General features: G+C 71.9%; 20 protein-coding genes. 4 read left to right on the top strand and 16 right to left on the bottom strand.

The window, feature by feature from the left end; translation table 11 throughout:
- The first annotated feature begins 64 nt into the window (after nucleotides 1–64).
- Nucleotides 65–820 carry a GntR family transcriptional regulator gene (locus ACFHWU_RS23610; protein ID WP_416552526.1) on the top strand — a complete coding sequence of 252 codons (756 nt, stop codon included), beginning with the start codon at nucleotides 65–67 and terminating at the stop codon, nucleotides 818–820.
- Here the strand turns inward: ACFHWU_RS23610 and ACFHWU_RS23605 are convergent.
- The 6 genes from ACFHWU_RS23605 to ACFHWU_RS23580 all read right to left on the bottom strand — a co-directional run bounded on the left by ACFHWU_RS23605 (nucleotide 756) and on the right by ACFHWU_RS23580 (nucleotide 10,092).
- A complete protein-coding gene (locus tag ACFHWU_RS23605; RefSeq protein ID WP_416591598.1) occupies nucleotides 756–3,302 on the bottom strand; it encodes an aminotransferase class V-fold PLP-dependent enzyme in 2,547 nt (848 codons plus the stop codon). The genes ACFHWU_RS23610 and ACFHWU_RS23605 overlap by 65 nt on opposite strands.
- 101 nt (nucleotides 3,303–3,403) lie before the next feature.
- Nucleotides 3,404–4,858: an aldehyde dehydrogenase family protein gene (locus ACFHWU_RS23600; RefSeq protein WP_416552522.1), complete on the bottom strand. Its 1,455-nt coding sequence runs from the start codon at nucleotides 4,856–4,858 to the stop codon at nucleotides 3,404–3,406.
- Nucleotides 4,859–4,870: 12 nt separating this feature from the next.
- Nucleotides 4,871–6,403 carry a glutamine synthetase family protein gene (locus tag ACFHWU_RS23595; RefSeq protein ID WP_416591597.1) on the bottom strand — a complete coding sequence of 511 codons (1,533 nt, stop codon included), beginning with the start codon at nucleotides 6,401–6,403 and terminating at the stop codon, nucleotides 4,871–4,873.
- Nucleotides 6,396–7,757 carry a Rieske 2Fe-2S domain-containing protein gene (locus ACFHWU_RS23590; RefSeq protein WP_416552518.1) on the bottom strand — a complete coding sequence of 454 codons (1,362 nt, stop codon included), beginning with the start codon at nucleotides 7,755–7,757 and terminating at the stop codon, nucleotides 6,396–6,398. The genes ACFHWU_RS23595 and ACFHWU_RS23590 overlap by 8 nt, the downstream gene beginning before the upstream one ends.
- 457 nt (nucleotides 7,758–8,214) lie before the next feature.
- A complete protein-coding gene (locus tag ACFHWU_RS23585; RefSeq protein ID WP_416552516.1) occupies nucleotides 8,215–8,997 on the bottom strand; it encodes a hypothetical protein in 783 nt (260 codons plus the stop codon).
- 450 nt (nucleotides 8,998–9,447) lie between these two features.
- Nucleotides 9,448–10,092, bottom strand: coding sequence for a maleylpyruvate isomerase family mycothiol-dependent enzyme (locus tag ACFHWU_RS23580; RefSeq protein ID WP_416552514.1), 645 nt, complete (start codon nucleotides 10,090–10,092; stop codon nucleotides 9,448–9,450).
- A 123-nt stretch (nucleotides 10,093–10,215) separates the two neighbouring features.
- On the opposite strand from ACFHWU_RS23580, the gene ACFHWU_RS23575 reads away from it, so the two are divergent.
- Nucleotides 10,216–11,223 carry a sigma-70 family RNA polymerase sigma factor gene (locus tag ACFHWU_RS23575; protein WP_416552512.1) on the top strand — a complete coding sequence of 336 codons (1,008 nt, stop codon included), beginning with the start codon at nucleotides 10,216–10,218 and terminating at the stop codon, nucleotides 11,221–11,223.
- A 355-nt stretch (nucleotides 11,224–11,578) separates the two neighbouring features.
- Here ACFHWU_RS23575 and ACFHWU_RS23570 read toward each other — a convergent pair whose 3' ends face one another.
- The 3 genes from ACFHWU_RS23570 to ACFHWU_RS23560 are packed head-to-tail and all read right to left on the bottom strand — an operon-like array spanning nucleotide 11,579 to nucleotide 14,694.
- Nucleotides 11,579–12,475: a carbohydrate ABC transporter permease gene (locus ACFHWU_RS23570; protein ID WP_416552510.1), complete on the bottom strand. Its 897-nt coding sequence runs from the start codon at nucleotides 12,473–12,475 to the stop codon at nucleotides 11,579–11,581.
- Entirely contained in the window at nucleotides 12,472–13,401 is a 930-nt protein-coding gene (locus ACFHWU_RS23565) for a carbohydrate ABC transporter permease (protein ID WP_416552508.1), read from the bottom strand. Before ACFHWU_RS23565 ends, ACFHWU_RS23570 begins: the two co-directional genes overlap by 4 nt.
- 9 nt (nucleotides 13,402–13,410) lie before the next feature.
- Nucleotides 13,411–14,694, bottom strand: a complete 1,284-nt coding sequence (locus ACFHWU_RS23560) for an extracellular solute-binding protein (protein ID WP_416552506.1) — start codon at nucleotides 14,692–14,694, stop codon at nucleotides 13,411–13,413.
- A 260-nt stretch (nucleotides 14,695–14,954) separates the two neighbouring features.
- On the opposite strand from ACFHWU_RS23560, the gene ACFHWU_RS23555 reads away from it, so the two are divergent.
- Entirely contained in the window at nucleotides 14,955–16,580 is a 1,626-nt protein-coding gene (locus tag ACFHWU_RS23555; protein WP_416552504.1) for a glycoside hydrolase family 43 protein, read from the top strand.
- A 13-nt stretch (nucleotides 16,581–16,593) separates the two neighbouring features.
- Here ACFHWU_RS23555 and ACFHWU_RS23550 read toward each other — a convergent pair whose 3' ends face one another.
- The 5 genes from ACFHWU_RS23550 to ACFHWU_RS23530 all read right to left on the bottom strand — a co-directional run bounded on the left by ACFHWU_RS23550 (nucleotide 16,594) and on the right by ACFHWU_RS23530 (nucleotide 20,631).
- Nucleotides 16,594–17,352, bottom strand: coding sequence for a beta-ketoacyl-ACP reductase (locus tag ACFHWU_RS23550; protein WP_416552502.1), 759 nt, complete (start codon nucleotides 17,350–17,352; stop codon nucleotides 16,594–16,596).
- Nucleotides 17,353–17,452: 100 nt separating this feature from the next.
- The gene (locus ACFHWU_RS23545; protein ID WP_416591596.1) at nucleotides 17,453–18,727 is read right to left on the bottom strand and encodes an MFS transporter; all 1,275 of its coding nucleotides are present in this window, start codon (nucleotides 18,725–18,727) and stop codon (nucleotides 17,453–17,455) included.
- 46 nt (nucleotides 18,728–18,773) lie between these two features.
- Nucleotides 18,774–19,049: a ubiquitin-like small modifier protein 1 gene (locus ACFHWU_RS23540; RefSeq protein WP_416552498.1), complete on the bottom strand. Its 276-nt coding sequence runs from the start codon at nucleotides 19,047–19,049 to the stop codon at nucleotides 18,774–18,776.
- 1 nt (nucleotide 19,050) lies between these two features.
- Nucleotides 19,051–19,986, bottom strand: a complete 936-nt coding sequence (locus tag ACFHWU_RS23535; RefSeq protein WP_416591595.1) for a WD40/YVTN/BNR-like repeat-containing protein — start codon at nucleotides 19,984–19,986, stop codon at nucleotides 19,051–19,053.
- Between the two features lie 114 nt (nucleotides 19,987–20,100).
- On the bottom strand, nucleotides 20,101–20,631 hold the full coding sequence (locus tag ACFHWU_RS23530; protein ID WP_416552494.1) for a hypothetical protein: 531 nt from the start codon (nucleotides 20,629–20,631) through the stop codon (nucleotides 20,101–20,103).
- 346 nt (nucleotides 20,632–20,977) lie between these two features.
- Here ACFHWU_RS23530 and metH point away from each other — a divergent pair, with 346 nt between their 5' ends.
- The gene (metH, locus tag ACFHWU_RS23525) at nucleotides 20,978–24,625 is read left to right on the top strand and encodes a methionine synthase (RefSeq protein ID WP_416567914.1); all 3,648 of its coding nucleotides are present in this window, start codon (nucleotides 20,978–20,980) and stop codon (nucleotides 24,623–24,625) included.
- Nucleotides 24,626–24,652: 27 nt separating this feature from the next.
- Here metH and ACFHWU_RS23520 read toward each other — a convergent pair whose 3' ends face one another.
- Nucleotides 24,653–25,543, bottom strand: a complete 891-nt coding sequence (locus ACFHWU_RS23520; RefSeq protein WP_416567877.1) for a hypothetical protein — start codon at nucleotides 25,541–25,543, stop codon at nucleotides 24,653–24,655.
- Between the two features lie 48 nt (nucleotides 25,544–25,591).
- Nucleotides 25,592–26,500, bottom strand: a complete 909-nt coding sequence (locus ACFHWU_RS23515) for a phosphatase PAP2 family protein (RefSeq protein ID WP_416567876.1) — start codon at nucleotides 26,498–26,500, stop codon at nucleotides 25,592–25,594.
- Between the last annotated feature and the right edge of the window lie 28 nt (nucleotides 26,501–26,528).

The raw sequence follows: 26,528 nt of genomic DNA, 5'->3' as shown, positions 1-26,528 counted from the left end.
CGATGGCAGCCGGGCCGGAACCCGGCCGGCTGGGCCGCACACCGATCAGACAGGGGCACCGGGCATGCCAGTCAGCTCGACGGAAACCACGAGCAGTGCCCTCGTCGACGCCACCGCGGCCAAGATCCGCGCCAAGATCATGTCCGGTGAGATCCCGATCGGCGCCCAACTGCGCCAGGCCGAGCTGGCCAAGCTCCTCGGAGTCAGCCGCACCCCGGTCCGGGAGGCGCTGCGGCAGCTGCAGACCGGCGGGCTGATCGAGGTGGTGCCGCACCGTGGGGCGGTGGTCCGGGTCCCGGCGCCGTGGGAGGTCCGGGAAGCCTACGAGGTCCGTGCGGAGCTGGAGGCGCTGGCCTGCGAGCGGGCGGTCAGCCGGATCACCGACGACGTCCTGCACGAGTTGCGGGAGGCCAATTCGCTGCTGCGGCGTACCGAGCAGGCCGCCCGGGGCAGCATCCCGCAGCGACGGGTCGACGACGACCCGGGGGTCGCCCGCGCCCGGGTGGCCCTGGCCGGCTCCACCAACACCGCCAACGACCGGTTCCACACCCTCATCCACCAGGTGGCCGGCAACGACTGGCTGGCCAGGGTGATCAAGGAGATCAACGAGGCGTTCCCGCGCAACGTCTCGGCACTCGTGCTGCAGGACAATCCGCGGCACCGCGACGACAACTTCCACGAGCACGAACGGATCATCGCCGCGCTCACCGCGGAGGATGGCGAACGCGCTCGGCGCGAGATGCAGGCCCATGTGATCAGCGCCGGTGAGCAGTTGGCTCGCTGGTACGAGCGGCGATCGGCGACGGTGTTCCGGGGTTGACCCGGTCGGCGGCCCAGTCCCCGGGTGGCACCCCGGCGACCCCCATCGCCTCCGGAGCGAGAAACTCCAGATCCGGCCGGGGCACCCCGGTCGCCAGGTCGGCCAGCGCGGTGCCGATCGCCGGCCCGAACTTGAACCCGTGCCCGGAACAGGCCACCGCGATCAACACCTGCGGATGCGCCGGCAGCGCACCGACCGCGAACCGGTTGCCCGGTGCCATGGTGTAACGGCAGGCCAGCTCGGCGGTGACCGGGCCGTCGGCGGCCGGCAGGAACCGACGGGCGACAGAGAGCAGCTCGGCCCGCTCGGCGGCGGTCACCGGCCCGGGTGCCCGGCTCAGGTCGTCAACCGGCCCGTGGTCGAACCCCACCTTGACGGCGTCCGGACCGTACGCCGGGATGCCGTAGAGCAGACCGACGCCGGGGACCTCGACCGAGAACGGGCCGAGCGCCGGTGGGGCCAGCAACGCCGGGGTTGACGAGCCGATGTGGATGTTGACGATCCGCACGGTGGTCAGCCGGCCGGCGAACTCCGGCACCAGGTCGGCGGTCCACGGTCCGGCGCAGATGACCAGCCGGTCGGCGAGGAAGTCACCGGAGTCGGTGTGCACCCGGACCCCGGCACCGTCCGGATGCCAACCGGTTACCCGGCAGCCGTCGCGGCGGTGCACCCCGGCGGTCCGGCCGAGCCCGGCCAGCGCGTCCATCACGGCGGCGGCGTCGATCACGCCGGCCGCCGGATCGTGTACGGCCACCATGTCGGCGCCGAGCACCAGCCCCGGCGCGATGCCGGCGGCCTGGTTGGCGTCGACCAGGACACAATCCGGCCCACGCAGGGTGCTGCTGGTCCGGGCCGGTCGCGCGTACAGGCCCCCGACGGTGCTCACCAACCGGCGACCAGCGGCCTGCTCCAGCTGGCGCCAACCGGTGTACGCGCGGTCCACCAGGTCGTCCCAGACCGGCGACGGGTAGGCGCGGCGGATCATCCGGGTCCGTCCGTGTGACGATCCTTCGGTGTGCCCGGCCGGCAGCCGGTCGAGCTGAATCACCCGGACGCCCCGCGCGGCGAGCGCCCAGGCAGCGCTGCGACCGTGGACGCCGGCACCGACGACGATCACCTCGGCCCGGCGGTCTGCACCGGTCTGCAGCGCGGGAGCCGGGCCCGGCGCGGCCGTCGTCGCCGTGGGCACAGCCGACGGCGGAGGCGCAGCCTCCGAAACAGCCGGTACGGACGGTAGGGTCGGCACGGACGGTAGGGTCGGCACACCGGTGGCCGTCGGACGGGCCAGTCGGGCCAGGAGCGCGTCCACTTCGGTGTCGTCGTTGTAGACGTGCACCGAGGCGCGGACCACCGCCGGCAGGCCGCGCCGGCCCAGGTCCCACTGGCCGTGGCTGGCCGGCACGGCGACCAGGTGCAGTCCGGCGGCGCGCAACGTGCGTACCGTGGTGGTCGGTTCCTCGCCGTCGCGGACGAAGGTGACGATGCCGCCGCCGGCCGCCGGCGGGTCGACCACGGTCACCCCGGGCAGCTCGGCCAGCTCGGCCCGCAACCGGGCGGCCAGGCCGCTGACGTACGCCGAGATGGCGTCGACGCCGAGGGCGAGCGCCTCGGTAAGCGCGGCGCCCAGGCCGAGCCGCAGCGCGTGCGACGCCTCCCAGGTCTCGTACCGTCGGGCGCCGGGCAGCAGGTCGTACTCCTCGTCTCCGGTCCACCGGGCACCACGCACGTCCGGGGTCAATGGCCGGGCGCGCTCGCGCAGCGTCGGGTCGAGGTAGAGCAGCCCGGTGCCGCGCGGTCCACGCAGGAACTTGCGACCGGTGGCGACCAGGATGTCGGCGCGCATCGCGCCGACGTCGACGGGCAGTTGGCCGACCGACTGGGTGGCGTCGACCAGCAACGGCACGCCGACCGCGGCGACCCGGGCGCCGATCTGCGCGACCGGTTCGATCAGCGCCGACGAGGTCGGTACGTGGGCGACGGTGACCAGCGCGGCCGGCTGCCGCAGTGCCTGCTCCAACTGGTCCAGGTCGACGCCGCCCGAGTCGTCGGTGGGCAGCACCTCGACGCTGATGCCCCGGGTGCGGCGCAGCTCGAGCAGGTGCAGTGCGGAGCTGACGTAGCTGGAGGCGGAGGCGAGGATCCGGTCACCGGGGCCGAGACGCAGCGCGTCGATCGCCCGGTGCCACGCGACGGTGGCGCTCTCCACCAGGGCGACGTCCTCCCCGGTCGCGCCGATCAGCCGGCCGGCCAGGTGATAGACGTCGGCGGTCCGCTCGGCTGCGGCCTCGGCCGCCTCGTAGCCGCCGAGCCGCGACTCCAGCCGCAAGTGGTCGATGACCGCGTCGAGGACGGCGAGGCTGGGCAGTGCGGCGCCGGCGGCGTTGAGGTGGTGGGCCAGGGTCGCGCCGGGAGTGACGGCCCGTAGCGCCGCCGGGTCGAGCGGTGCGGGCGCCGGGTCGGCGGGCTCCGCGACCGCGCCCACCGGTCCAGTCTGGGATGCAGTGTCTTTCAAGATGGATCCCATCGGTGATCGGGGCGGTGCCCGGTCCGGCGAGGTGCCACCGACCGGACCGGCACCGCCGGTCAAAGCGCGACGACGACGCCCTTGCGCTCGCAGTACGAATGCAGGGCTTCGTCGCCCAGGTCCCGGCCCAGACCGGAGTCCCCGACCCCGCCGAAGGACAACGCCGGGTCGAAGATGTTATACGTGTTCACCCAGACCGTGCCGACCCGCAGCGCGGCCGCCATCCGGTGCGCCCGGGACAGGTCCCGGGTCCACACCCCGGCGGCCAGCCCGTACGACGTGTCATTGCCGATCGCGACCGCCTCGTCCTCGTCGTCGAAGGCGATCACCCCGGTCACCGGCCCGAAGATCTCCTCCCGGGCGATCACCATGTCGTTGCGTACCCCGGTGAACAGGGTCGGTTCGACGAAGTAGCCGGGCCGGTCCGGCACCCCGCCGCCGACCGCGACCGTGGCGCCCTCCCGCACGCCGGTCTCGATGTACGACAGCACCTGCTGGCGCTGCTCCTCGGAGACCAGCGGGCCGACGGTCACCCCGCCGTCCAGTCCGTTGCCCAGCGGCACCCGGCGGGTCGCCGCCGCCAGCCGCTCGGTCATCTCGTCCAGAATCGACCGCTGCACCAGCAGCCGGCTGCCGGCGGTGCACATCTGCCCGGAGTGGCCGAACGACGCCCGCATCGCGGTCAGCACCGCGGCGTCCAGGTCGGCGTCGGCGAAGACGATGTTCGGGCTCTTGCCGCCCAACTCCAGGGTGAGCCGCTTCATCGTCGGTGCCGCCCCGGCCATCACCAGCCGACCCACCTCGGTGGAGCCGGTGAAGGACACCTTCGCCACCTGAGGATGGGCGACCAGCGCCGCGCCGACCTCGCCGTCGCCGGTGAGCACGTTGAACACCCCCGGCGGTACGCCGGCCTCGGCGGCCAGCGCGGCCACCCGCAACATGGTCAGCGGGGTCTGCTCGGCCGGCTTGACCACGATCGGGCAGCCGGCGGCCAACGCCGGGGCGATCTTGAAGCAGCCGGTCATGATCGGGAAGTTCCACGGCAGGATCAGCGCCGCCACGCCGACCGGCTCCAGCACCGTGTAGACGTGGTGACCGCCGCCGTCGATCGGCACCACGGTGCCGGTCAGCCGGCTGGTCGCCCCGGCGAAGTGCCGGAACGCCCGGGCCGCCGCGCCGGTGTCGGCCCGGGAACGTTCGATCGGCTTGCCGTTGTCCCGGGTCTCCAGCACCGCCAACTCCTCGAGGTGCGCCTCGATCAGGTCGGCGAGCCGGTGCAGCACCCGGGTGCGCTCCAGCGGGGCCAGCCCGCTCCACCGGCGGTCGGCGTACGCCCGAGTGGCGGCGGCCACCGCCGCGTCCACGTCGTCGGCGGTGGCCTGGGCGACCCGGCTGATCACCGCACCGGTGGACGGGTCACGCACCTCGATCAGCGCGCGCCCGCCCGGGGCGATCCACTCGCCGTCGACGTGAAACGGCTCCAGGTCGGCCAGCGGGGCGACAGACGACGTCATCGGGCTACTCCCTCAGATCAGATCGAAGTACTCGCGCTGCTCCCAGTCGGAGACGTGCGCGAGGTAGCGGGCGAACTCGCGGCGCTTGAGCGTCGCGTACCAGGAGATCACCGGGGCGCCGAGCGCGGCGGTGAACGCCGGATCGGCCTCCAGCGCGGTCAGCGCCTCGGCGAGCGAGTCCGGCAGCCGGGGCGCGTCGGCGGCGTACGGATCCCGCACCGCCGGTGGCGGGGCGAGCCGCCGGTCGATCCCGTCCAGGCCGCTGACCAGCTGCGACGCGATATACAGGTACGGGTTGGCGGCTGGCTCGCCGCACCGGTTCTCCAGCCGTACCCCAGTGTCGGAGCCGGCACCGACGGCGCGGACCATGGCCCCTTTGTTGTCGACGCCCCAGGCCACCCGGTCCGGGGCGAGCGAGAACGGCAGGTAGCGCTTGTAGCCGTTGACCGTCGGGGTGGCGAAGGCGGCGGCCGCGCCGGCGTGCTCCAGCAGACCGGCGAGGTAGTGCCCAGCGACCGGGGAGAGCGCCTCCCCCGGCGTGGTCGGGTCGAACGCCGCCGCGCCGGTGGCCAGCTCACGCAGCGACTGGTGCAGGTGCCAGCCGGTGGAGGCGGTCTGGGCACCAGCCGGGCGGGACATGAACGTGGCGTGGTAGCCGTGCCGGCGGCAGAGCTGGCGGATCGCCGAGCGGGCCAGCAGCACCTGGTCGGCGGCGACCGCCGCGTCCCCGGCGGTCATGGTGATCTCGAACTGGCTCGGCCCGAACTCCAGCTCCAGGGATCGCAGCGGCAGGTCGAGCCGGGTGAGCCCGTGGTGCAGCAGTTGGACCACCTCGTCGGCGCGGTCCAGCCCGTCCTCGTGCAGCAGCTGCGCACCCCGGCTCAGCGGCCGGGTGCCGCTGGCCTGGCCAGGGGCGCCGGGCCGGCCCACCTGGTCGTCGTCGAGCCCGCCGTCGGTGGGACCGTCGGCGGCGAAGACGTGGAACTCCAGCTCGGCGCCGACGGTCATCGCGTACCCGGCGGCGGCCAGCCGGTCGAGCTGCGTGCGCAGCAGGCCACGGGTGCAGAACGGCACCGCGGCACCGTCGGGGAACCGCAGGTCGCACAGCACCCAGCCGGTCCGGTGCGCCCACGGCAGCACCCGGAACGTGGTCGGGTCGGGCACCAGCACGATGTCCCCGGCACCGGCGAACCCGTCCACCCCGACGCCGGTGTCGGCGGCGAAGACCGGGAATACCGACGCACCCGACGGGTCCTTGAGCAGCAGCGACGACGGCGCGGTCACCCCGGACCGCAGTGCCGTGGCGGCCGCTTCGCGGGTCAACGTCTTGCCGCGCAGCACGCCGTGCTGGTCGGCGAAGGAGAACCGGATCAGCTCGATCCCGAGTTCGTCGACGACCCGGCGCAGCTGGCCGGCGGCGGCGTACTGGGTGTCGGTCCACAGTCCGTGACGATCGATGAAGCCGCCCCGGTCGGCGGCGAGCATCGGCACGGCGCGGCGGCCGTCCCCACCGTCGGCGACGGGCCGTTCGTCGAGGCTACGCATCGCCGGCCGCCGACCGCGTCGGACCGCCGACCGCCGACCGGGCCGAATCGCTGGCCCACGGGGAGCCGGCCCGCCGCTGTGCCTCGCGCTCACGCCAGGTCTGTTCCCAACTGTCGGTCGGGGCGACGGTGTCGACGGCGAGCGGGCCGGTCAGCTCGGCGGCGGCGGCCTCGTCGGCTGGGCGGGCCGGGACCGGGTTACCGGCCTCGAACGCGTCGATCGCGCGCAGCAGCAGCCGGCGGTTGGCGGTGACCGCCCGGTCGGAGACACCGAGTCGCTCCACGGTGCGGTCCTGGATCGGGCCCATGCTCTCCACCGCCCACTGGTCGTGGACGTTGATGTCCAGGCCCATCCCGGTGTAGGTCAGGTCACGCTGCTCGGCCGGGTCGAAGCCCCAGTTGTTGGCCCGGTTGCGCAGCGGCCGATAGTCCGGCAGGGAGACCTCGTCGAGCCGCTGGGCGAGCAGGGTCTGCTTGTCGGTCGGCTCGGCGAAGTCGTAGAAGATCATGTACCAGTAGTGGTGGTGGTCGTCGATCGGCACGTGCCACTGGCAGAAGACCTTGTCGTTGCCGAACGGCACCACGAACGCGTTGGGGAAGACCAGGTTCGTGATGCGTACGTGCCGGATCTCGTCGGTGAGCTGGCGCAGCGCGTACACCCGCAGGCCGTGCTCGGCCTGCTCGACCTCGATGTCCGGCCGGTAGGCGTCGCCGACCAGCTTGGACAGCTTCTGCCCGGTGCCGGCGACCTCCTCGCTGAACTGCTGGCCGTAGACGTCGCGCGGATCCTCGTCGATGAACCGGTGCAGGAACGAGACGTGGCTGGGGTCGATGCCGCCCTCGACGCCCTGCAGCCAGTTGCACTCCCACAGCCCCTTGAAGGCGAAGGTGTACTCGTCGGGGGCCTGGAAGCAGTCGTAGTGCGGCATCGGCGGCGGGTCGCCCTCGCCGAGGTAGGCGAAGATGATCCCGTTGCGCTCGACGCATGGGTAGCTGGGGATGCGCACCTTGCTGGCGAAGGTGCTGTGCGGCGGCTCGGCCGGCTGCTCCAGGCAGCGCCCGTCCGGCCCGTACAGCCAACCGTGGTAGAGGCAGCGCAGCCCGCCGTCCTCGTGCCGGCCGTACGCCAGGTCGACGCCCCGGTGCGCGCAGAACCGCCCGACCAGCGCCCAGCCGCCGTCGGCCTGCTTGAACAGCACCAGGTCCTCGCCGAGCAGCCGGACCGGTTTGACCGGCCGCTGCGGGTCCATCTCCGACACCAGCGCCGCCGGCTGCCAGTACGCGCGCATCAGCCGACCGAGCGGCGTGCCCGGCCCGGAGCGGGTGATTCGCTCGTTCTCCTCGCGCCGCAGCATGGCACCCCTCCCAGCTAGGCATCCGATCAAGCGTGCATTGGATCCAATCCTGGCACAGATGTCGGCAGAGCGATAGATGCAGCATCCCGGTTTCCACCGACGATCAGCGCTTCTGCCCCGTCCGTACCGCGAGGTCACTCACGCCGGCGGCGACCGCCGCTTCCGGCGCGCGGGACGCCCGACGCCTCGGCCAGCATCCCAGCATCGAGCGCAGTACCTGCCTACGCACGACAGCGCACCATGCACTACCGCAGGAACCTCACCGGAAGCGGCTCGGCGACAGTTGCCGGAGAGCGTCCTGGTTGACATCCTCCTCGCCTAGAGGTCAAGGATCGGCTCCGAACCCGGCTGCGGGGCCGACCTGGCCCAGGTCCTCGCCGCGCTGCGGCTTGCCGAGTCCGGCACCGTCGCCGGTCGTCCTGACTCCCTGACCGCTACCGGCGAAATCACTCCGCCGCTAACCGCCGGGCCGAGGCGCCCACCAGTCGCCGAGCACAATGTGCAGCACCATGGTCAGCAGGCTGATCCCGAGGGCCGCGAGCAGCCCGAACGCGAAGCCGAGAACGCCGGGGTACCGACGCCGGTCGACGCCGACCACGCCAGGCAACGCCGCCGCCCTGCCCGACCACGGACGCTCCAGACCCAGCCACCACAGCAGACCGAGCCCGAACGGGGCCAGGAAGACCAGCCAGAACCAGTACCACCGGGTGCCCAGCGCCGGAGCCGGCCCACCGACCAGCACCACCAGGAAGGTCACGAGCAGCACGAAACCGATCTGGGTACCGATCCTGACCGAGGTCTGCACGCCGCCGACCCGCTCTTCCAGGCCGGCGGCGCGCAGGTCGCGGGCCAGGGCGGCGGCACCCGGGCCGGCGTAGCTGCTGCCGCCGTCGGCAGCGGCAGCGGCAGCGGTCACCGCACCGAAGGTCGCGGTGTTGGTCCAGCGCACCCGGCCGTCGGCGGTACGCCAGCCGAACAGCGGGCCGAGCTGACCGGACGACCGCAGCTCGGCGACGTCGAACCATCCGCGTCGACTCTGGCCCCAGCTGTCACCCCACTGGTACGCCACCACCCGACCCGCTGCAACGTCCGCCTTCGCCTGGTCGTAGTCGTGCTGCCGGGGCGCTGTCCACCAGGCGGTCGTCGCAGCGACCAGCCACAGCAGGACGAGCACCAGCCGCAGCACCGTCCACCACGGAACGGCACGCACCATCGCCAGCCCGCGTATACCGTCGCTCATGGACGCATTGTGGCACCACCTGACCAGCAGCAGCCGACCTCGTCGAGGGCCGAGACCAGGCGCTAGATGCGTGCGCCGACGGCTGGGTGGTCAACGCCAGCGAGGTGAACAGCGGGAACCCGACGACGACGCCGAGGGCGACGAACCACGGGTCGAGTCGTTGAACGGCGACCCTGGTGGCGGGTAGCGACATGCTGAACGCGGGCACCCCCCGCGCGCCGAGGGCGGGCCCGGTGAGCCGGTCCGCTGTTACCGGCCGGACCTTCGTCGCCGCCCGCCCCGACGACCGGCACTCCCGCGACAACACCGGACCTGGCGTGGCAGACGGTGGCGCTCGGCGCCGAAGCCAGCGACCGCCCTGACCGGGACGGCATCCCGGTCAGCGCCCGCGTCTTCAAGCAGGCGCTACGCCGTCCCGGCGTCTTCGCCGAAGGCCGGGGGCCGACCAGGTCAGCGCCGGTTTGCCGACCGGCCGGTGAACCGGTCGGCGGCGTCGCCGACGAGTCGGCCCGGCGGGAGGCGACGGCCGGACAAGACCAGCAGCAGGTCCTGCGCCGTCCCACGCACCGGCGTTCCAGTGCCGTGCCGCCAGTCGAGATCGGTGGCCTGCAACTGGACGCCGGTCAGGTCGGTGCCGAAGTAGGCGATGCTGCGGGGCCGCAGCCCGACCAGCACCAGGGACAGCCGGTCGAGCGGCACCCGGTGGCCGAGCCCGAGTCCCACGGTGATGTCCAGACCGTGGATGACCTCGTGGGCGAGCGCCCCGGCCGGGCCGCCGCCGGGCGGTGTCCACGGGTGGGTGACGTTGTCCCGCAACGCGGCCAGCAACTGCTCGGGCGACATGGCGGCAGCGTCGCGTCGTGCGCTGCGGTCGGCCATCCGGTCGAACCGGCCACCGGCGCGGACCAGGTCCAGCATCATCCGGCCCGGTGAGGTACGGAAGGCCATGGTGATGTGGGCGACCACCTCACGTACCCGCCAGCCGGCGCACAGCGTCGGCCCGTCCCACTGACCCGGGTCAAGTTCGGCGAGCAGCGTCACCAGGTCGCGGCGGTGCGCGACGACCGCTGCCCGTACCTCGTCGGTGTATTCCATGATTCGTCCCTCCGTGACCGACGCGACAATCGCGCCCTCCGAGGGTGTACGGCGTGGGCCGGCGGAACTCATCGGTCGTCGCCGGATCTGCCCGGCCTGGCGGTGGCCCGTATCGTCGGGCGGGTGGCACCGACCTCGACCAGCGACGCGGAACGGCTGGAGCCGTTCCGCGTCGAGTTGACCGGCTTCTGCTACCGGATGCTCGGCTCCGGTTTCGAGGCCGAGGACGCGGTCCAGGAGACGTTGGTCCGCGCCTGGCGTTCGTTCGACCGGTACGACGGGCGGCGCGGCTCGCTGCGCACCTGGCTCTACTCAATCGCGACCAACGTCTGCGTCGACATGCTGCGCAGCGCGCAGCGGCGGGCGTTGACCATGGAACTCGACCCGGCAGCGCAGGCCGGTGGCGGCCTCGGCCCGCCCGTACCGGAGCGGGCCTGGGTGCTGCCGGTCCCGGACGACCTGGTCGTGCCAGTCGACGCGTCCCCGGAGAGCGTGGTGCTGCAGCGGGAGTCGCTGCGGCTGGCGTTCGTCGCCGCGCTGCAGCACCTGCCGCCCCGGCAGCGGGCGGTGCTGATCCTGCGCGACGTGCTCTGCTGGCGGGCCGACGAGGTCGCGCAGCTGCTGGACAGCAGCGTCGCGTCGGTGACCAGCGCGCTGCAACGGGCGCGGGCGACGCTGCGCACCGCCGCCCCCGACCCGGGGGAACCGCTGCGACCGTCCGACAGCCGGCAACGCGACCTGCTCACCCGCTACTGCACGGCGTTCGAGCAGCATGATGTCTCGGCCCTCGTCGCCCTGCTGCGCGAGGACGCCACGATGTCCATGCCGCCGTTCCGGTGGTCGCTGCGGGGTCGCGAGCACATCCGGACCGCGTTGCTCGACCCCCGGTCGGGCTGTGCCGGTGCACGGCTGCTGCCGACCGCCGCGAACGGCTCCCCGGCGTTCTGGCAGACCCGGCCTGGCTCGACCGGGCACGCACCGTTCGCCCTGGTCCTGCTCGACGTGCTGGACGGCCAGGTCACTGGTATCACCACGTACCTCGACGCCGATCGACTGTTGACGCTGTTCCGGCAGCGACCGTCGCGGGACACTCACGGTCCGGTGGCGCGGGTCGGTCAAGCCAGACGATGACGACTGACGCGAGACGGAGTACCTGTACCGGGAGCCAACGGTCGTGAGTTCCGCCGACGGATCGCGGAAACGGAAGACAGGTGGGCACGCTCGCCCTGCGGGCCGGAGAGGGTGAGTGCCTCGGCTGGTTGAGCGTCGGCGCTTAGATGCCGGTCGCGGTCGGGGTGGGAGGTCGCACAGATCTCCAGGCCGGGGACGGAGTTGTCCAGCTCGACCCGGACCGGCAAACTTGGTAGCGGCACTCCAACCGCGGCGGTACGGACAGGATGCCGGCGATTCCGGCACGTACCGGTTGGCGTTGATTTCGCGTTGCAGCGCCAGGGCCGCCTGCGCGGCGGTCATCCGGGTCGCCCGGTCAGCCTTTGGTGGCACCAGCGGTGAGGCCGCCGATCAGCTGACGTTCGGCGATCGAGTAGAAGGCCAGCGCCGGGACCATCGCCAGCACGACGTACGCCAGTACCTTGGCACTGTCGTCGGCGTACTGGCCCTGGAACTGCTGCACACCCACCGGGATGGTCCACCAGTTCGGGTCGTTGAACACCACCAGCGGGAGCATGAAGTTGTTCCAGCTGGTCACGATGGCGAGCACCGACACGGTGGCGATCGCCGGCCGGGCCATCGGCAGCAGGATCCGCCAGAAGAAGCCGAACGGTGTACAGCCGTCGAGGATCGCCGACTCCTCCAGTTCACCCGGTATCGCCCGGAAGAACGACCGCAGGATGATGATCGTCACTGGCAGGCCGAACGCGGCCTGCGGCAGGATCACCCCGAGCGGATGGTCCAGCAGACCCATGGTGCGCAGCAGGATGAACAGCGGCAGGATGGCGACCGCGAACGGGAACATCAGCCCGATCGTGAAGAACAGGAACAGCAGTTCGCGACCCCGGAACGCGTACCGGGCGAAGACGAACGACGCCAGCGCCGCCACCCCGACCACGATCACCGCAGTGGCCAGCGCGATCAGCGTGCTGTTGAACAACTGCCGCCAGAACGATCCGGAGATGAGAATTTCGAGGTAGTTGTCCGGAATCCACGGCGACGGCAGACCGAACGGGTCGGTGGACAGCTGGCGGTTGTCCTTGAACCCGCCGAGCAGCGCGAAGGCGATCGGGACGACGATGATCAGCCCCACGATGATCGAGACGGCGTGCAGCGACAGGACCCGCGCGGGGCCGGGCGGCCGCGACGTCGGGCTGCCACCCTGGTTTCCCCGTTCCGGCCGGGTCCGCGGGGTCCGAGTCGGGGCGCTCATCGCTGGTCCCCCATGGTGGTCATCGCTCCTTCGAGATCGCGGCGCAGGACGAAGCGTTGGTACAGGACCGCGAAGGTCAGGCTGATCAGGAACATCGCGATGCTGATCGCGCTGGCGTAGCCCACTTCGAAGCGCCGGAACCCGTACTGGAACATGGTCACCGCCATGGTCTCGGACGCGTTCAGCGGGCCGCCGCCAGTGAGCACCCAAACCAGGTCGAACAGCTGGATACTGCCGATCACGGCCAGGAACATCGAGATCCGGATGGTCGGGGCCAGCAGCGGCAGCGTGACATGCCGGAAGATCTGCCAGCCGCCGGCACCGTCGGTCGCTGCCGCCTCGTGTAGTTCCCGGGGGATGTTCTGTCTGCCGGCGAGCAGCAGGATCATGTGGAAGCCGAAGTACTTCCAGGTCATCACCAGGAACACCGAGTACAGCACGGTCGACGGGTCGGACAGCCATGTCGAGCTCAGGCTCTCCAGCCCGATCAGGCCCAGCACGTGGTTGGCCAGGCCCCGGTTCGGGCTGAAGACCATGGTGAACAGGACCGCGGTGATGACCTCGGACAGCACGTACGGGGCGAAGAACAGTACCCGGTAGACCGCCCGGCCGCGCAGCTTCTGGTTCAGCAGCAGGGCCAGCCCCAACGCCAGCGGCAACTGGACGGTGACCGACAGCACCACCAGCAGGGCTCCGCGTCGCAGGTCTCCGATGAAAACCGGGTCGTCGAGCAGCCGGACGAAGTTGTCCAGTCCGATGAAGTCGGTAGGTACGCCGCCGAACCCGTTCCAGCGATACATGCTGGTGTACGCCGCGACCAGGATCGGGGCGACGACCAGCGCGCCGAACAGCACCAGCGCCGGCAGCAGGAACAGGGCGATGGTGATCCGGTCGCTGATCCGGCGACGTCTCAGGCTGCGGTCCATCGTCGCCGGTCAGCGCTGCGCGACAACGGTGACGGCCTCGGCGACCTGCTCCGGGGTCATCTGCCCGGCGATCAGCTCGGCGACCCGGTCGTTGACCTCCTGGCCGACCGCCGGGGCGTACGCCTGGTCCAGGTAGAGCTGGAAGTTGCTGGCGTTGGCCAGGGTATCGGCGACGGCAGCGAGGTTGGGGTCCTCGATCGCGTCCTCGGCACCGATAGTGACCGGCAGGATCGCGCCGGTTGCGGCGGCCCGGCGCTGCTTGTCCACCTGGCTGATGAACTCCAGGAACCGGATCGCGTCCGGCGAGGCGTCGCGGCCGATGGTGAACCCGCCGCCGCCACCGAACGCGTCGGACGCCGATCCTTGACCGCCGTCGACCGCCGGGAACGGGAAGAAACCGAGGTCGGTTCCGAGCCCGCCCTCCACACCTGATGCTTCTTCCTGGACGACGGGGGCCCACTGGCCCATCAGCTCCATCGCCACGTCGCCATTGCCCATCGCGGCGGCCTGGCCGTCGGGTTCCCCGTACGACGCGCCGAGGAAACCCTGCTGGAACGGTTCGAGGGCGACCAGTTCGGCCAACCGTTCGCCGGCGCCGATAAACGCCGGGGTGGTGAAATCGTCGTCCTCGGCGGCCTGACTCAGCGCCTCGATGCCACCGATGCGCATCGCGAGATAGGCCCAGTAGTAGTGGCCGGGCCACTTCTCGCCGCCGGCCAGCGCGATCGGTGTGATCCCGGCGGACTTGAGCCGGCCGACGACCTCGAGGTACTCGGCCCAGGTCTGCGGCGGCGCGGTGATGCCGGCGTCGGCGAACAGTGCCTTGTTGTACCAGAAGCCGACCATGCCGATGTCGAACGGGACGCCGTGAAGTCGTCCGTCGATCTCGTACGGCAGCGTCGAGGCCGGCTGCAGGATATCCCGCCAGGGGGCGACCGCGTCGGTGATGTCCTGGCACAGCCCGGCCTCGACCTGCTGCCGAAGCACGCCACCGCCCCAGGTGTGGTAGATGTCCGGCGGGTCGCCGGCCTGGGTGACCGTGGTCAGCCTGGCCTTGAACGCCTCGTTCTCCAGCGGGGTGATGGTGATGCCGACGCCTTCGTTCTGCGCCTGGAACTCCTCGGCGAACGCCGCCCAGACGGGCAGCATCGGGTCGGTGTTCTGGATGTGCCACCACTCGATGCCCGCACTGTCGCTTCCGGAGTCGCCGCACCCGCCGAGCGCGACCGCGCCGGCTCCGAGGCCGGCGAGGCTCAGCAGCGTACGGCGGGAAAGGTGGATCGGTGTCGCCATGTGCCGTCCCCTCAGGTAAGCAGCGGGCCTGGTCCCCACCCACCGCTGGATGCCGAGCAATCGACCAGTGTCACCGAAAATTTCACCTGCGTAACGCCAATGAACTGGTGACGTTGCGCACGCTACGACGGCGTTACCGCCCGGTCAAGACCCGATCTCCAAACAGCGACCGTCGCCAACGGACCACAGAAGCCTCTACGGGTGGCATACTTTCCGGAAACCTGCCGAAGCTTCCGAGAGCCGAGCCCGGAGGACCACCGATGCCGACCGACACGACCGACGTGGCCACCTCGGCCCGGGTTATCACCAATCCCGTGCTGCGCGGGTTCTACCCCGACCCGTCGGTGCTGCGCGTCGGCGACAACTACTACCTGGCCACGTCGACCTTCGAGTGGTACCCGGGAGTGACCCTGCACCACTCTCGGGACCTGGTGCACTGGCGCCCGCTCGACGGGATCCTCACCGAACGACGGCTGCTGGACCTGACCGGTGCCGGGGACTCGTGCGGGGTGTGGGCACCCGACCTGACGTACGCACACGGACTGTTCCACCTGGTCTACAGCGACGTTGCCAGCTTCGCCAGTGGCTACTGGGACCCGCAGAACTACCTGATCACCGCCCCGTCGATCGGCGGCCCGTGGTCCGACCCGGTGCCGCTGCACGCCCACGGCTTCGACGCGTCGCTGTTCCACGACGACGATGGCAGCACCTGGCTGCTGGCGATGACCGCCGACTGGCGGCCGGGGCGCGACCGGTTCGGCGGCATCGAGATCCAGCGCTACGACCGCGACGCCCGGCGGCTGGTCGGCGACCCGGTCACCATCTTCACCGGTACGCCGACCGGGCTCACCGAAGGCCCGCACATCTACCGGCACGGCGGGTGGTACTACCTGGTCACCGCGGAGGGCGGCACCAGCTGGGAGCACCAAGTGACGGTCGCCCGGTCCCGCGCCCTGCTCGGGCCGTACGAGGCCGACCCGGCCGGACCGATGCTCACCTCGGCCGGTCGCCCCGAACTGACCCTGCAGAAGGCCGGGCACGGCAGCCTGGTGCAGACCCAGCGCGGCGAGTGGTACCTCGCCCACCTGGTCGGTCGGCCCTACACCCCACTCGGGCGGTGCGTCCTCGGCCGGGAAACCGCGATCCAGCGGATCTACTGGTCCGCCGACGGCTGGCCGCGGGTCGCCGGCCAGATCCCGGCCGAGCAGGTGCCCGCCCCTGACCTGCCGGCGCACCCCTGGCCTGCCGAGCCGTCCACCGACCACTTCGACACCGCGACCCTCGGCCCGCGCTGGTCGACCCTGCGCCGACCGGCCGGGCCGGACTGGACCGACCTGACCAGCCGCCCGTCACACCTGCGGATCGTCGGCGGCCAGTCCCCGGTCGGACGGCAACGTCCCAGCCTGGTCGCCCGCCGGGTGACCGCACCGAACTGCGTCTTTGAGACGCTCGTCGAGTTCCGCGCGGCCACCCCCCGCCAGCTCGCCGGGGTCACCGGCTACTACAACACCGAGAACTGGCACTACGCCTACCTGACCCGCGCCGACGACGGTCGCCAGGTGCTGCAGCTGCTCAGCTGCGACAGCGGCCGCCGACAGTCCCACCCGCAGGTCAGCGTCGACGTCACCGACATCGCGCGGCTCGGGCTGCGGGTGGTGTTCGGCGGCCCGGTGCTGCGGTTCGGCTACCACCGGGGCGACCACTGGCGCGAGCTGCCGGTCGAGCTGGACGCCACCATCCTGTCCGACGAGTACGCCGCCCGGATGACCGACGGCGAGCCGGAGGCATGGGGCTTCACCGGCGCGTTCGTCGGGCTCTGGGTGCAGGACATCGGCAACGACGGCGGGTACGCCGACTTCGACCACGCCACCTACCGGGAGCTGTGAGCGGCGGGCCGGTTTACCGGGCACCACCGTTGACGTACAGCGTCTGCCCGCTGACGTAGGACGCGTCCTCGCTGGCCAGGAAGGCGATCACCGAGGCGATCTCGGCCGGCTGGCCGACTCGGCGCAGCGGCGTCTGCTCCGCGACCTGCCGGCGGTGCTCGTCCGGGTCGACCCCGATCCGGGCGGCCACCGCCGCGGTCATCGACGTCGCCACGAAGCCGGGTGCGACCGCGTTCACGTTGATCCCGTACGGCCCCAGTTCGATCGCCAGGGTGGCGGTGAGCCCCTGCACGCCGGCCTTGGCGGCGGCGTAGTTGACCTGGCCACGGTTGCCCAGCGCCGACCGGCTGCTCAGGTTAACGATCTTGCCGTAGCGGGCCGGCACCATGTGCCGCTGCGCCGCCCGGCAGCAGTGGAACATGCTGGACAAATTGGTGCGCAGCACTGCGTCCCAGTCGTCGGCCGGCATCCGGAACAACAGGTTGTCCCGGGTGATCCCGGCGTTGTTGACCAGGATGTCGAGCCGCCCGTGCGCGTCGACCGTCTGGTCGACCATCGCGTCGACGGCGACCGGGTCGGTCACGTCACAGCCGACCGCGACCGCGCTGCCGCCGGCCGCGACGATCTCGTCGACCACCGGACCGGCCCGCTCGGCGGTCAGGTCGACCACCGCCACCGTGGCGCTCTCGGCGGCCAACCGCCGGGCGGTGGCTGCCCCGATACCCTGCGCGGCTCCGGTGACCAGGGCGACCCGGTCGGCGAATCTGTCCATTGAAGCGGCTCCTTCGGCGCTGGGGTGAACCGGCGGGGGTGTTCGCCGGTGCGGACCCTCGGGTCGGCGCAGACCATTGTGCCCGGTGCCGGGGGTCCGCTCACGGGGTGGGATCCCGGGCGTCGTAGTGGGCGAACGTCGGCTGGTGGCGGGCCAGCGCCGCCAGCACCACCAGGCAGGCCAGGCCACCGGCGACCGCCGCGACCGCCTCACCGGTCAGCTGCGCGGTGGTGCCGAGCACCAGCTGGCCCAGCTGCGGGCCACCGGCGACCACCACGATGAACACCCCCTGCAGCCGGCCGCGCAACGCGTCCGGCGTCGCCGCCTGCAGGATCGTCATCCGGAACACCGAACTGACCGCGTCCGCCGCGCCGGCCAGCAGCAGCACCGCCACCGCCGCCCAGAGCAGCGGATGCGCGCCACCGCCCGGCCCCGGCCCTGGCGCCGCCACGACGATCAACCCGAACACGGTGATCGCCACCGCCCAGCCGGCCACCGACACCAGCACCGCCAGGCCCTGCCGGCGCACCGCATCCAGCGGCCCGGAGAGCAGGCTCGCCGCCATGGTGCCGCCGGCGATGCCGGCGGTGAGCAGCCCCACCGTGGTGGCCCCGCCGCCGAGCGCGGTCGCGCCGATCGCCGGGAACAGCACTCGGGGCATGGCCAGCACCATCGCCGCCAGGTCGACCAGAAACGTCATCCGCACGTTCGGCCGGGTGCCGAGGAACCGCAGGCCTTCCCAGACCGAGGCGAGCCCGGCCCGGCGGACCTCGCCTTCCGGTGGGATCGACGGCAACGCCACCAGGGTGGCCAGGGCCACCGCGACCAACGCCACCTCGATCAGGTAGGTCCCGGGGTAGCCCCACCAGCCGACCAGCACCCCGGCCAGCAGCGGCCCCGCCGTGTATGCCACACCCATGGACAGGTTGGACAAGGCGTTCGCCGCCGGCAGCAAGCCGATCGGCAGCAGCCTCGGCACGATCGCGGTACGGGCCGGATTGTTGATCGCGAACAGTCCGTTCTGCGCCGCGACCAGGCCGTACAGCAGCCCGACGCTGCCGACGTCGAACAGCGCCTGCCCGGAGAAACCCACCCCGACCAGGAGCAGGCCGGTGGAGGTGGCGACCACCACCCGCCGCCGGTCGTGCGCGTCGACCACCGCGCCGCCGTACAGGCCCAACGCCACCAGCGGCACCAGCGCGAAAAGCCCGACCAGGCCGACGTGGAACGTGGTGCCGGTGAGGTCGTAGACCTGCAGACCGACCGCCACCGTGGTCAGGCTGGTGCCGATGCCGGACAGCGAGGCACCGAGCCACATCCGGCGGTACGGCACGCTGGCCCGCAACGGGCCGAGGTCGATCAGGAGACTGGGCACCCGTGGATCATGCCCCGTGCCGCCGCCCGCAGTGACGTGTGCCGGGTCACCCGCCAGCGACCGACGGGACCACCTGTACCTGGGCACCGGCCGAGACCGGGGTGTCCAGGCCGCCGCTGTGCCGGTGGTCCGCACCGTCGACGTAGATGTTCACGTACCGCCGGATCTGGCCCTGCTCGTCGCGGATCCGGCGGGCGAGTCGCGGCCAACGGCGGGTCACCTCGTCGAGGACCGCCCGCAGCGTGCCGTCCGCGTCGATGGTGAGCCGGGCCTGCCCACCACTGTCCGCCCGCAGCGCGCCCGGCACCAGCAGCACCACCATGTCACACCACCGCGGCCCGGACACAGAGCACGTCCGGCAGGCCGGTGGCGACCGGCTGCCAGGAGTCGCCCTCGTCACGGCTGGCGAACACGTCCCCGCTACGGGTGCCGAAGTAGACCCCGGCGGTCGGCGCGTCGTCGGTGGTCAGCGCGTCGCGCAGCACCGCCGGATAGTACGGATGCTGCGGCAGCCCGACGGTGAGCGGCTGCCAGGTGGCGCCGGCGTCGTCGGAGCGGTAGACGCCGTGGTGGTTCTGCGCGTACAGCCGGTCCGGGTCGACGGCGTCCCGGGCCACCTTGTGCACACACTGGCCGAACTCGGGCCACTCGTCGGGCAGGAAGTACGCGCGGATGCCGGTGTTGCCGGGTGCCCAGCTCGCCCCGGCGTCGGCGGAACGGTAGACGCCGCCGGTGGACATGGCGACCAGCATGGCCGCCGGGTCCCGCGGGTCGGGCAGGACGGTGTGGATCGCCTGGCCGCCGAAGCCGGCCTCCCACTGCGGCCGGTGCGGGTGCTCCCACAACGGCCGGACCAGCTCGAAGCTGGCCCCGCCGTCGGTCGACCGGAACAGCGCCGAGGGTTGGCTGCCGGCGTACACCACGTCGGGTTCGGCGGCCGACGCCGGCGTGAGCTGCCAGACCCGTTCCAGGGTGGCCCCGGTGCCGGCCGGGAAGGCGACCGGCGGCTGCTCCGGCTCGGACCAGGTGTGCCCGAGGTCGTCGCTGGTCGCGACGCTGGGCCCGTAGTGCGAGCTGGCGACCGAGGCGAGCAGCCGGGGCGCCGCCCGGCGTTTGTCGATCGCCACCGCGTACACCGCGGTCATCGGGAAGTGCGGGCCGCTGACCTGCCAGCCGCGCCGGTCGTCGGTGCTGGTCGCGAGGAACAGACCCTTCTCCGTGCCGATCGCGAGCAGCGCCCCGGTATGCGGTGTCCCCATCGATTCCTCCTGGTCACCTCTGGTAACCGGCCGGCGACGTCGCCGGCCGGAACCGGAGTATGCCGAGGCGGACCGACAATTCAGGTCAGGTCAGCTGGGGTGGCGAGCCCGGCGTCAGTCGGGATCGGCCGAGCGGGCGAAGCCGTACCGCTCGGCGTGGTCGGGATCGGCCGGGTCGATCTGGCGCAGCCCTTCGTCGGCCAACCGCTTGTTGATCTCGTCGAGGTGGTCGCGGACCAGCCGGGCCTCCTCATCGGTGGTCTTGCCTCGGTGTGGTTTGCCGGCGTGCTCCAGGGTCGCGTAGTCCACCCGCTCGACGGCCTTGCGGCTGGTCTTAGCCGGTTTGACCCGCTCTGCGGTACGCAGCAGCTGGGCCATCGGCGCGTCGGTGGCGAGCGAGTCGAACTCGCTGGCGGTCAGTACCACCCGACGCGGTTCGCCATCGCCCTGTCCGTCGTGGATCTCCACGACGGCGACGTCGAGCGCCGCGTCGTCAATGCTCTCCACCTCGTCCGGCCGGGCCTCCAGCCGCACCGGACCGGCGACCAGGTCGGGATGTTCGAGGACGACGATCCGTACCAGCTCGTCCGCCGAGTCCAGCACGGCACCGCTGAAATCGGAGACGTACACCGTCTTCCTGCCCATGTCGATAGATCTCCCGTCGGTCCGGATGGCTGCCGGCGTCCGCTGGCGGCGGAGCCGGTCACCGAAGCTACCCGACAGGTGTGCGAAGACCGCAACAGCCTGGTCACTGTTGTGTCCGACCGGGCCGGCTAGAATCAGCCGGGTGACCGGACCGGGCCACGGGTAGGATCATCACGAGGTCGAGAGGCGCTGCGACGGGCCGCGAGAAGCCCGCCACGCTCGGCCACGATCACGGCCCCTGATTGGGCGTGACCACCAGACAAGGGCGCCTCCGAGCTACCAGCGGAGGTGTCAGGTGAAGCATTTGTCACGCACCAGCGACAGCGAGCGGGCGCTGCGGGAGTTGCTGAGTCAGCGGATCGCGGTGCTCGACGGTGCCTGGGGCACCATGTTGCAGGGTGCCGGTCTCACCCCGGCCGACTACCGTGGCGACCGGTTCGGCGACCACCCCCGCGACGTCACCGGCGACCCGGACCTGCTCAACCTGACCCGCCCGGACGTGATCCTCGACGTTCACCGGCAGTATCTGGCCGCCGGCGCGGACATCACCACCACCAACACCTTCACCGCGACCAGCATCGCCCAGGCCGACTACGGTCTGGAGGCGTACGTGCCGGAGATGAACCTGCGCGGCGCGCAGCTGGCCCGGCAGGCAGCCGACGAGTTCGGCGGCCGGTTCGTGGCCGGCTCGGTCGGCCCGCTCAACGTCACGCTGTCGCTGTCGCCCCGGGTGGAGGATCCGGCCTACCGCGCCGTCACCTTCGACCGGGTGAAGGCAACGTACGCCGAGCAGCTGGCGGCGCTCGCCGAGGGCGGCGTCGACCTGCTGCTCATCGAGACGATCTTCGACACGTTGAACGCGAAGGCGGCGATCGCGGCGGCCCGCGAGGTGGTGCCGCAGCTGCCGCTGTGGATCTCGGTGACCATCGTCGACCTGTCCGGGCGGACCCTGTCCGGGCAGACCGTCGAGGCGTTCTGGCGCTCCGTCGAGCACGCCCGGCCGCTGGTCGTCGGGGTGAACTGCTCGCTCGGCGCGGAGGAGATGCGCCCGCACGTGGCCGAGTTGGCCCGCATTTCCGACAGCTATGTCGCCTCCCACCCGAACGCCGGTCTGCCGAACGCGTTCGGCGGGTACGACCAGACCCCCGACGAGACCGGCGCGATGCTGGCCGACTTCGCCGACAGCGGAATGGTCAACCTGGTCGGCGGGTGCTGCGGCACCACGCCGGCGCACATCACCCGGATCGCCGAGGCGGTCGCCGGGAAGGCACCGCGGCCGGTGCCGCAGCCGGCGCGGACCAGCCGGTTCAGCGGGCTGGAGCCGTTCGAGATCGGCCCGGACACCGGGTTCGTGATGATCGGTGAGCGGACCAACGTGACCGGGTCGGCGAAGTTCCGCCGGCTGATCGAGGCCGGCGACTTCCAGGCCGCCGTAGACGTGGCGCTGGACCAGGTCCGGGGCGGGGCGAACCTGCTCGACGTCAACATGGACGCCGACCTGCTCGACAGCGAGCAGGCGATGGTGACCTTCCTCAATCTGATCGCGACCGAGCCCGAGGTGGCCCGGATCCCGATCATGATCGACAGCTCGCGGTGGAGCGTGCTGGAGGCCGGCCTCAAGTGCGTACAGGGCAAGGCCGTGGTCAACTCGATCAGCCTGAAGGAGGGCGAGGAGGTCTTCCTCGACCAGGCCCGCAAAATCCGCGAGTACGGGGCCGGGGTGGTGGTGATGGCCTTCGACGAGCTGGGCCAGGCCGACACCACCGAACGCAAGGTCGACATCTGCGCCCGCGCGTACGACCTGCTCACCGGGGAAGCCGGGTTCGACCCCACCGACATCATCTTCGACCCGAACGTGCTGGCCGTCGCCACCGGGATCAGCGAACACAACGGGTACGCCAAGGCGTTCATCGACGCGCTGCCGCTGATCAAGCAGCGCTGCCCGGGTGCCCGCACCAGCGGCGGCATCTCCAACCTGTCGTTCTCGTTCCGGGGCAACGACGTGGTCCGCGAGGCGATGCACTCGGCGTTTCTGCTGCACGCCGTGCGGGCCGGGCTGGACATGGGCATCGTCAACGCCGGGCAGCTCACCGTCTACCAGGACATCCCGGCCGACCTGCTGGAGCTGGTCGAGGACGTACTGTTCGACCGCCGCCCGGACGCCACCGACCGGCTGGTGACCTTCGCCGGCACCGTCTCCGGCTCCGGCACGAAGCGCGCCGTCGACCTGTCCTGGCGGGACGCCCCGGTCGCCGGCCGGCTGTCGCACGCGCTGGTGCACGGCATCGTCGACTTCATCGAGGCCGACACCGAGGAGGCCCGCCAACTGGCGGCCCGGCCGCTCGACGTGATCGAGGGGCCGTTGATGGACGGCATGAAGGTCGTCGGTGACCTGTTCGGCTCGGGCAAGATGTTCCTGCCGCAGGTGGTCAAGAGCGCCCGGGTGATGAAACGGTCGGTGGCCTACCTGGAACCGTTCCTGGAAGCAGAGAAGGAACAGGCCCGGCAGGACGCCGAGAACGCACCGGCCGGGCAGGAGACCACTGCCGAGGGCGGTGGGGAACGCGGGCCGGGCACCGTGGTGCTGGCCACCGTCAAGGGCGACGTGCACGACATCGGCAAGAACATCGTCGGGGTGGTGCTGGGCTGCAACAACTACCGGGTCATCGACCTCGGGGTGATGGTGCCGGCCGCGAAGATCCTGGACACCGCGGTCGCTGAGAACGCCGACGCGGTCGGGCTGTCCGGCCTGATCACCCCGTCGCTGGACGAGATGGTCACCGTCGCCGGGGAGATGCAGCGGCGTGGGCTGAAACTACCGCTGCTGATCGGCGGGGCCACCACCTCCCGGCAGCACACCGCGGTGCGAATCGCACCGGCGTACGACGGGAGCACCGTGCACGTGCTCGACGCGTCCCGGGTGGTCGGGGTGGTCTCCGACCTGCTCAGCGCCGACCGGGTGGAGCAGTTCGACAGGGACAACCGGGCCGAGCAGGACCGGCTGCGCGAGCAGCACACCAACCGACGGCAGCCGCTGCTCACCCTAGCCCAGGCCCGGGCCAACGCGGAGCCGGTGTCCTTCGAGGATCTGCCGGTGCCGGCGTTCACCGGCGTACGGTACGTCGAGCCCGGCCTCGACGAGCTGCGGCCGATGATCGACTGGCAGTTCCTCTTCCTCGCCTGGGAGCTCAAGGGCAAGTACCCGGCGATCCTGGAGCAGCCGGTCGCCCGTGAACTGTTCGACGACGCCAACGCGATGCTCGACCAGATCATCGCCGACGGTTCGTTGCGGGCCCACGGCGTCTACGGCTTCTGGCCGGCCCACTCCGAGGGCGACGACCTGGTCATCGCCGCCGGACAGGCCGACCCGCCGGGCGGCGGCACCGACACCGACCAGCCGGTACGGATCCCGATGCTGCGCCAGCAGACCACCAAACCCGCCGGGCGGCCGAACCGCTGCCTCGCCGACTACGTGGCCCCGGCCGGGGACCACCTCGGTGGCTTCGCGGTGGCCGTGCACGGCGCGGAGGAGCTGGCCGCCGGATACGAGGCCGCTCAGGACGACTACCGGGCGATCATGGTGAAGGCGTTGGCAGACCGGCTGGCCGAGGCGTTCGCCGAGCACCTGCACCTGCGGGCCCGACGGGACTGGTACGAGCCGGACGCCGACCCGGACGTGGCCGACCTGCACGCCGAGCGGTTCCGGGGAATCCGGCCGGCGCTGGGCTACCCGGCCAGCCCGGACCACAGCGAGAAGTCGCAGTTGTTCGACCTGCTGGACGCCGGGCGGGCCGGCATCGAGCTGACCGAGTCCGGAGCGATGACCCCGGCGGCCAGCGTCAGCGGCCTGCTCTTCGCCCACCCGGCGTCGCGGTACTTCACCGTCGGGCGGATCGGCCGGGACCAGGCCGAGGACTACGCGGCCCGGCGTGGGATGCCGCTCGCCGAGGTGGAGCGCTGGCTGCGCCCCAACCTCGGCTACGAGACCGACTGAAACCGCACCGCGCGGGCTGGGGAGGAGTCAGCCCGCGGCAGTGAGGTCCGAGCAGTCCGTCTCGTCCGGCAGCAGCGGGCGCAGGGTCACCGTCCACCGCTTACCCGCCGACGTCCACGGGGTGGCGGTCGTCGCGTCCGCCGCTGCGGACCGCAACTCCTCCAACGCCTCACCGGTGACCGTCACGCAGCCGAGATCGAGCGTCTCGGACAGCGATTCGCCGGGCAGTTCCGGGCCGGGCCAGGCCACCTCCGGCTGGCTGGCGTCGACGGGCTCGTCAACCGCCACCCACGGCTCGGCGACCGCGGCGATCGCGTGCGCGACGTACGGCTCGGAGTCCTCCGGTGCCGCGCCGACACCGCCGGACAGCTCGGTGAGCGAGTCGGCGAAGTCCCGCAGCCTGTCCCGGGCGGCGATCTGCTCGTCGGTCAGCCCGGCGTCACCCGAGGCGTCGTCGGACAACGCGTAGACCTCGAGTTGTTCGACGCCGTTGTCGGTCAGCACCGTGAACCGGGTCGACGTCGCGTCGGCCACCGGCGGCCGGCCCAGGTCCTGCTCGGTGCCGACCCCGGCGGCCAGCGCCTGCTTGACCAGCTCGTCGACCTGCTCCGCGCTGATTGTCTGCACCTGCAGGTTCGGCATGGCCGGACCGGGGTAGACCAGGATAGTGGGGCCCTGGGTGATCACTCGGCCGTCGGCGTACACGCTGACCACCGGTAGCCGGGTCAGCAACGCCGCCGGCATGGTGAAACCGCCGGTGTGGTCCACCCGCAGGACCAGCGTGTCGGCCGGCAGCGACGACCCGCCGGCGGTGCCGCCGGTGGACGAGTCGGTGCCCGGGTTCTGTCCGCACGCGGCGGTGAGCAGCAACAGGGAGGCGGCGGTGGCCGCCGCCCGTACGCCTCGAAGAATCGTCATGTCTGCTGAGACGTCACTTGTTCCCGATCGGTTCCACCCCAACCCGGTTCAATTCCCACCCGCCGGATCCGGGCCGGTGGACGCCGAGGCCGGTACGGCGTAGCCGGCCGTCCCCAGCACCAGGGCCATGGTGACCGCTGCCGTGCCGGCGATCCCCGCCGCGCTGCCCGCGTACGCCACGAACAGCCGCCGACGGCTCAGCGCCTCCAGCGGCAGCCCGGTCACCTGGTCGGTCACCGCCATCGCGGCCCCGGCCGCCGCCAGCAGTCCGACCCCGGCGAGCAGCAGCAGCGCCAGCGACATCGGGTGGTGTCCGCTCGGGCGCAGCTCGTCGTCCGGCGACCGGGCCAGCGTGAGTGCGAGCATCCCGGCCGCCGCCCACCCCCCGACGACCAGCAGCGCCGCCACCGCGTCGCTGGGCCGGTGCCAGCCCGCGGACAGGGTGGCGACCCCGGCGGCCGCCGCGTAGCCGGCACCGGCGAGGGCCCCGATGCCGCGCAGCGCCGCCGGCAGTACCAGGACCAGCGCCACCGCGACCGAGGCGGCTACCGTGGTGTGCCCGCTGGGCAGGCTGTTGGCCGAGTTCGCGTCGACCGGATCGACCCCGAGCGACGGCCGGGCGACGGCGTACTTGACCCACTGGGTGGTCAGGTTGGAGCCGGCGATCACCCCGGTGGCGACCACCGCCAGCAGGACCCGGCCCCGGATCAGCGCGATGAACCCGATCACCCCGGTGGCCAGGGCGAGCGAGGCCACCGAGACCACACCGAGCACGGTGTTCGCCGGCCCGTACGCCTCGTCCTGGCCAATCGAGTTGCCGGTCAGCGCGATGGTGTCCAGCCACTGGCCGCGCCAGGTCCGCACGAAGACCCACCAGACCACGCCGAAGGCCGCGGTCTGGCCGGCGGCCAGCAGAAGGCACCAGACGCCCAGGAACACCGCGCCGCGACTGCGCATGCCGTCACGGTAGCCGCCCGGCCCGGCT

Source organism: Micromonospora sp. LOL_015, from assembly GCF_048060275.1.
GTDB lineage: Bacteria > Actinomycetota > Actinomycetes > Mycobacteriales > Micromonosporaceae > Micromonospora_E.
This window is presented reverse-complemented; position numbering and strand designations above follow the sequence as displayed.

What these genes read in the sequence shown, in the direction of transcription:
- ACFHWU_RS23610 (WP_416552526.1), top strand. Translation starts at nt 65, where the DNA reads ATGCCAGTCAGCTCGACGGAAACCACGAGCAGTGCCCTCGTCGACGCC.
- ACFHWU_RS23600 (WP_416552522.1), bottom strand. Translation starts at nt 4,858, where the DNA reads ATGACGTCGTCTGTCGCCCCGCTGGCCGACCTGGAGCCGTTTCACGTC.
- ACFHWU_RS23595 (WP_416591597.1), bottom strand. Translation starts at nt 6,403, where the DNA reads ATGCGTAGCCTCGACGAACGGCCCGTCGCCGACGGTGGGGACGGCCGC.
- ACFHWU_RS23590 (WP_416552518.1), bottom strand. Translation starts at nt 7,757, where the DNA reads ATGCTGCGGCGCGAGGAGAACGAGCGAATCACCCGCTCCGGGCCGGGC.
- ACFHWU_RS23585 (WP_416552516.1), bottom strand. Translation starts at nt 8,997, where the DNA reads ATGAGCGACGGTATACGCGGGCTGGCGATGGTGCGTGCCGTTCCGTGG.
- ACFHWU_RS23580 (WP_416552514.1), bottom strand. Translation starts at nt 10,092, where the DNA reads ATGGAATACACCGACGAGGTACGGGCAGCGGTCGTCGCGCACCGCCGC.
- ACFHWU_RS23570 (WP_416552510.1), bottom strand. Translation starts at nt 12,475, where the DNA reads ATGAGCGCCCCGACTCGGACCCCGCGGACCCGGCCGGAACGGGGAAAC.
- ACFHWU_RS23565 (WP_416552508.1), bottom strand. Translation starts at nt 13,401, where the DNA reads ATGGACCGCAGCCTGAGACGTCGCCGGATCAGCGACCGGATCACCATC.
- ACFHWU_RS23560 (WP_416552506.1), bottom strand. Translation starts at nt 14,694, where the DNA reads ATGGCGACACCGATCCACCTTTCCCGCCGTACGCTGCTGAGCCTCGCC.
- ACFHWU_RS23555 (WP_416552504.1), top strand. Translation starts at nt 14,955, where the DNA reads ATGCCGACCGACACGACCGACGTGGCCACCTCGGCCCGGGTTATCACC.
- ACFHWU_RS23550 (WP_416552502.1), bottom strand. Translation starts at nt 17,352, where the DNA reads ATGGACAGATTCGCCGACCGGGTCGCCCTGGTCACCGGAGCCGCGCAG.
- ACFHWU_RS23540 (WP_416552498.1), bottom strand. Translation starts at nt 19,049, where the DNA reads ATGGTGGTGCTGCTGGTGCCGGGCGCGCTGCGGGCGGACAGTGGTGGG.
- ACFHWU_RS23535 (WP_416591595.1), bottom strand. Translation starts at nt 19,986, where the DNA reads ATGGGGACACCGCATACCGGGGCGCTGCTCGCGATCGGCACGGAGAAG.
- ACFHWU_RS23530 (WP_416552494.1), bottom strand. Translation starts at nt 20,631, where the DNA reads ATGGGCAGGAAGACGGTGTACGTCTCCGATTTCAGCGGTGCCGTGCTG.
- ACFHWU_RS23520 (WP_416567877.1), bottom strand. Translation starts at nt 25,543, where the DNA reads ATGACGATTCTTCGAGGCGTACGGGCGGCGGCCACCGCCGCCTCCCTG.
- ACFHWU_RS23515 (WP_416567876.1), bottom strand. Translation starts at nt 26,500, where the DNA reads ATGCGCAGTCGCGGCGCGGTGTTCCTGGGCGTCTGGTGCCTTCTGCTG.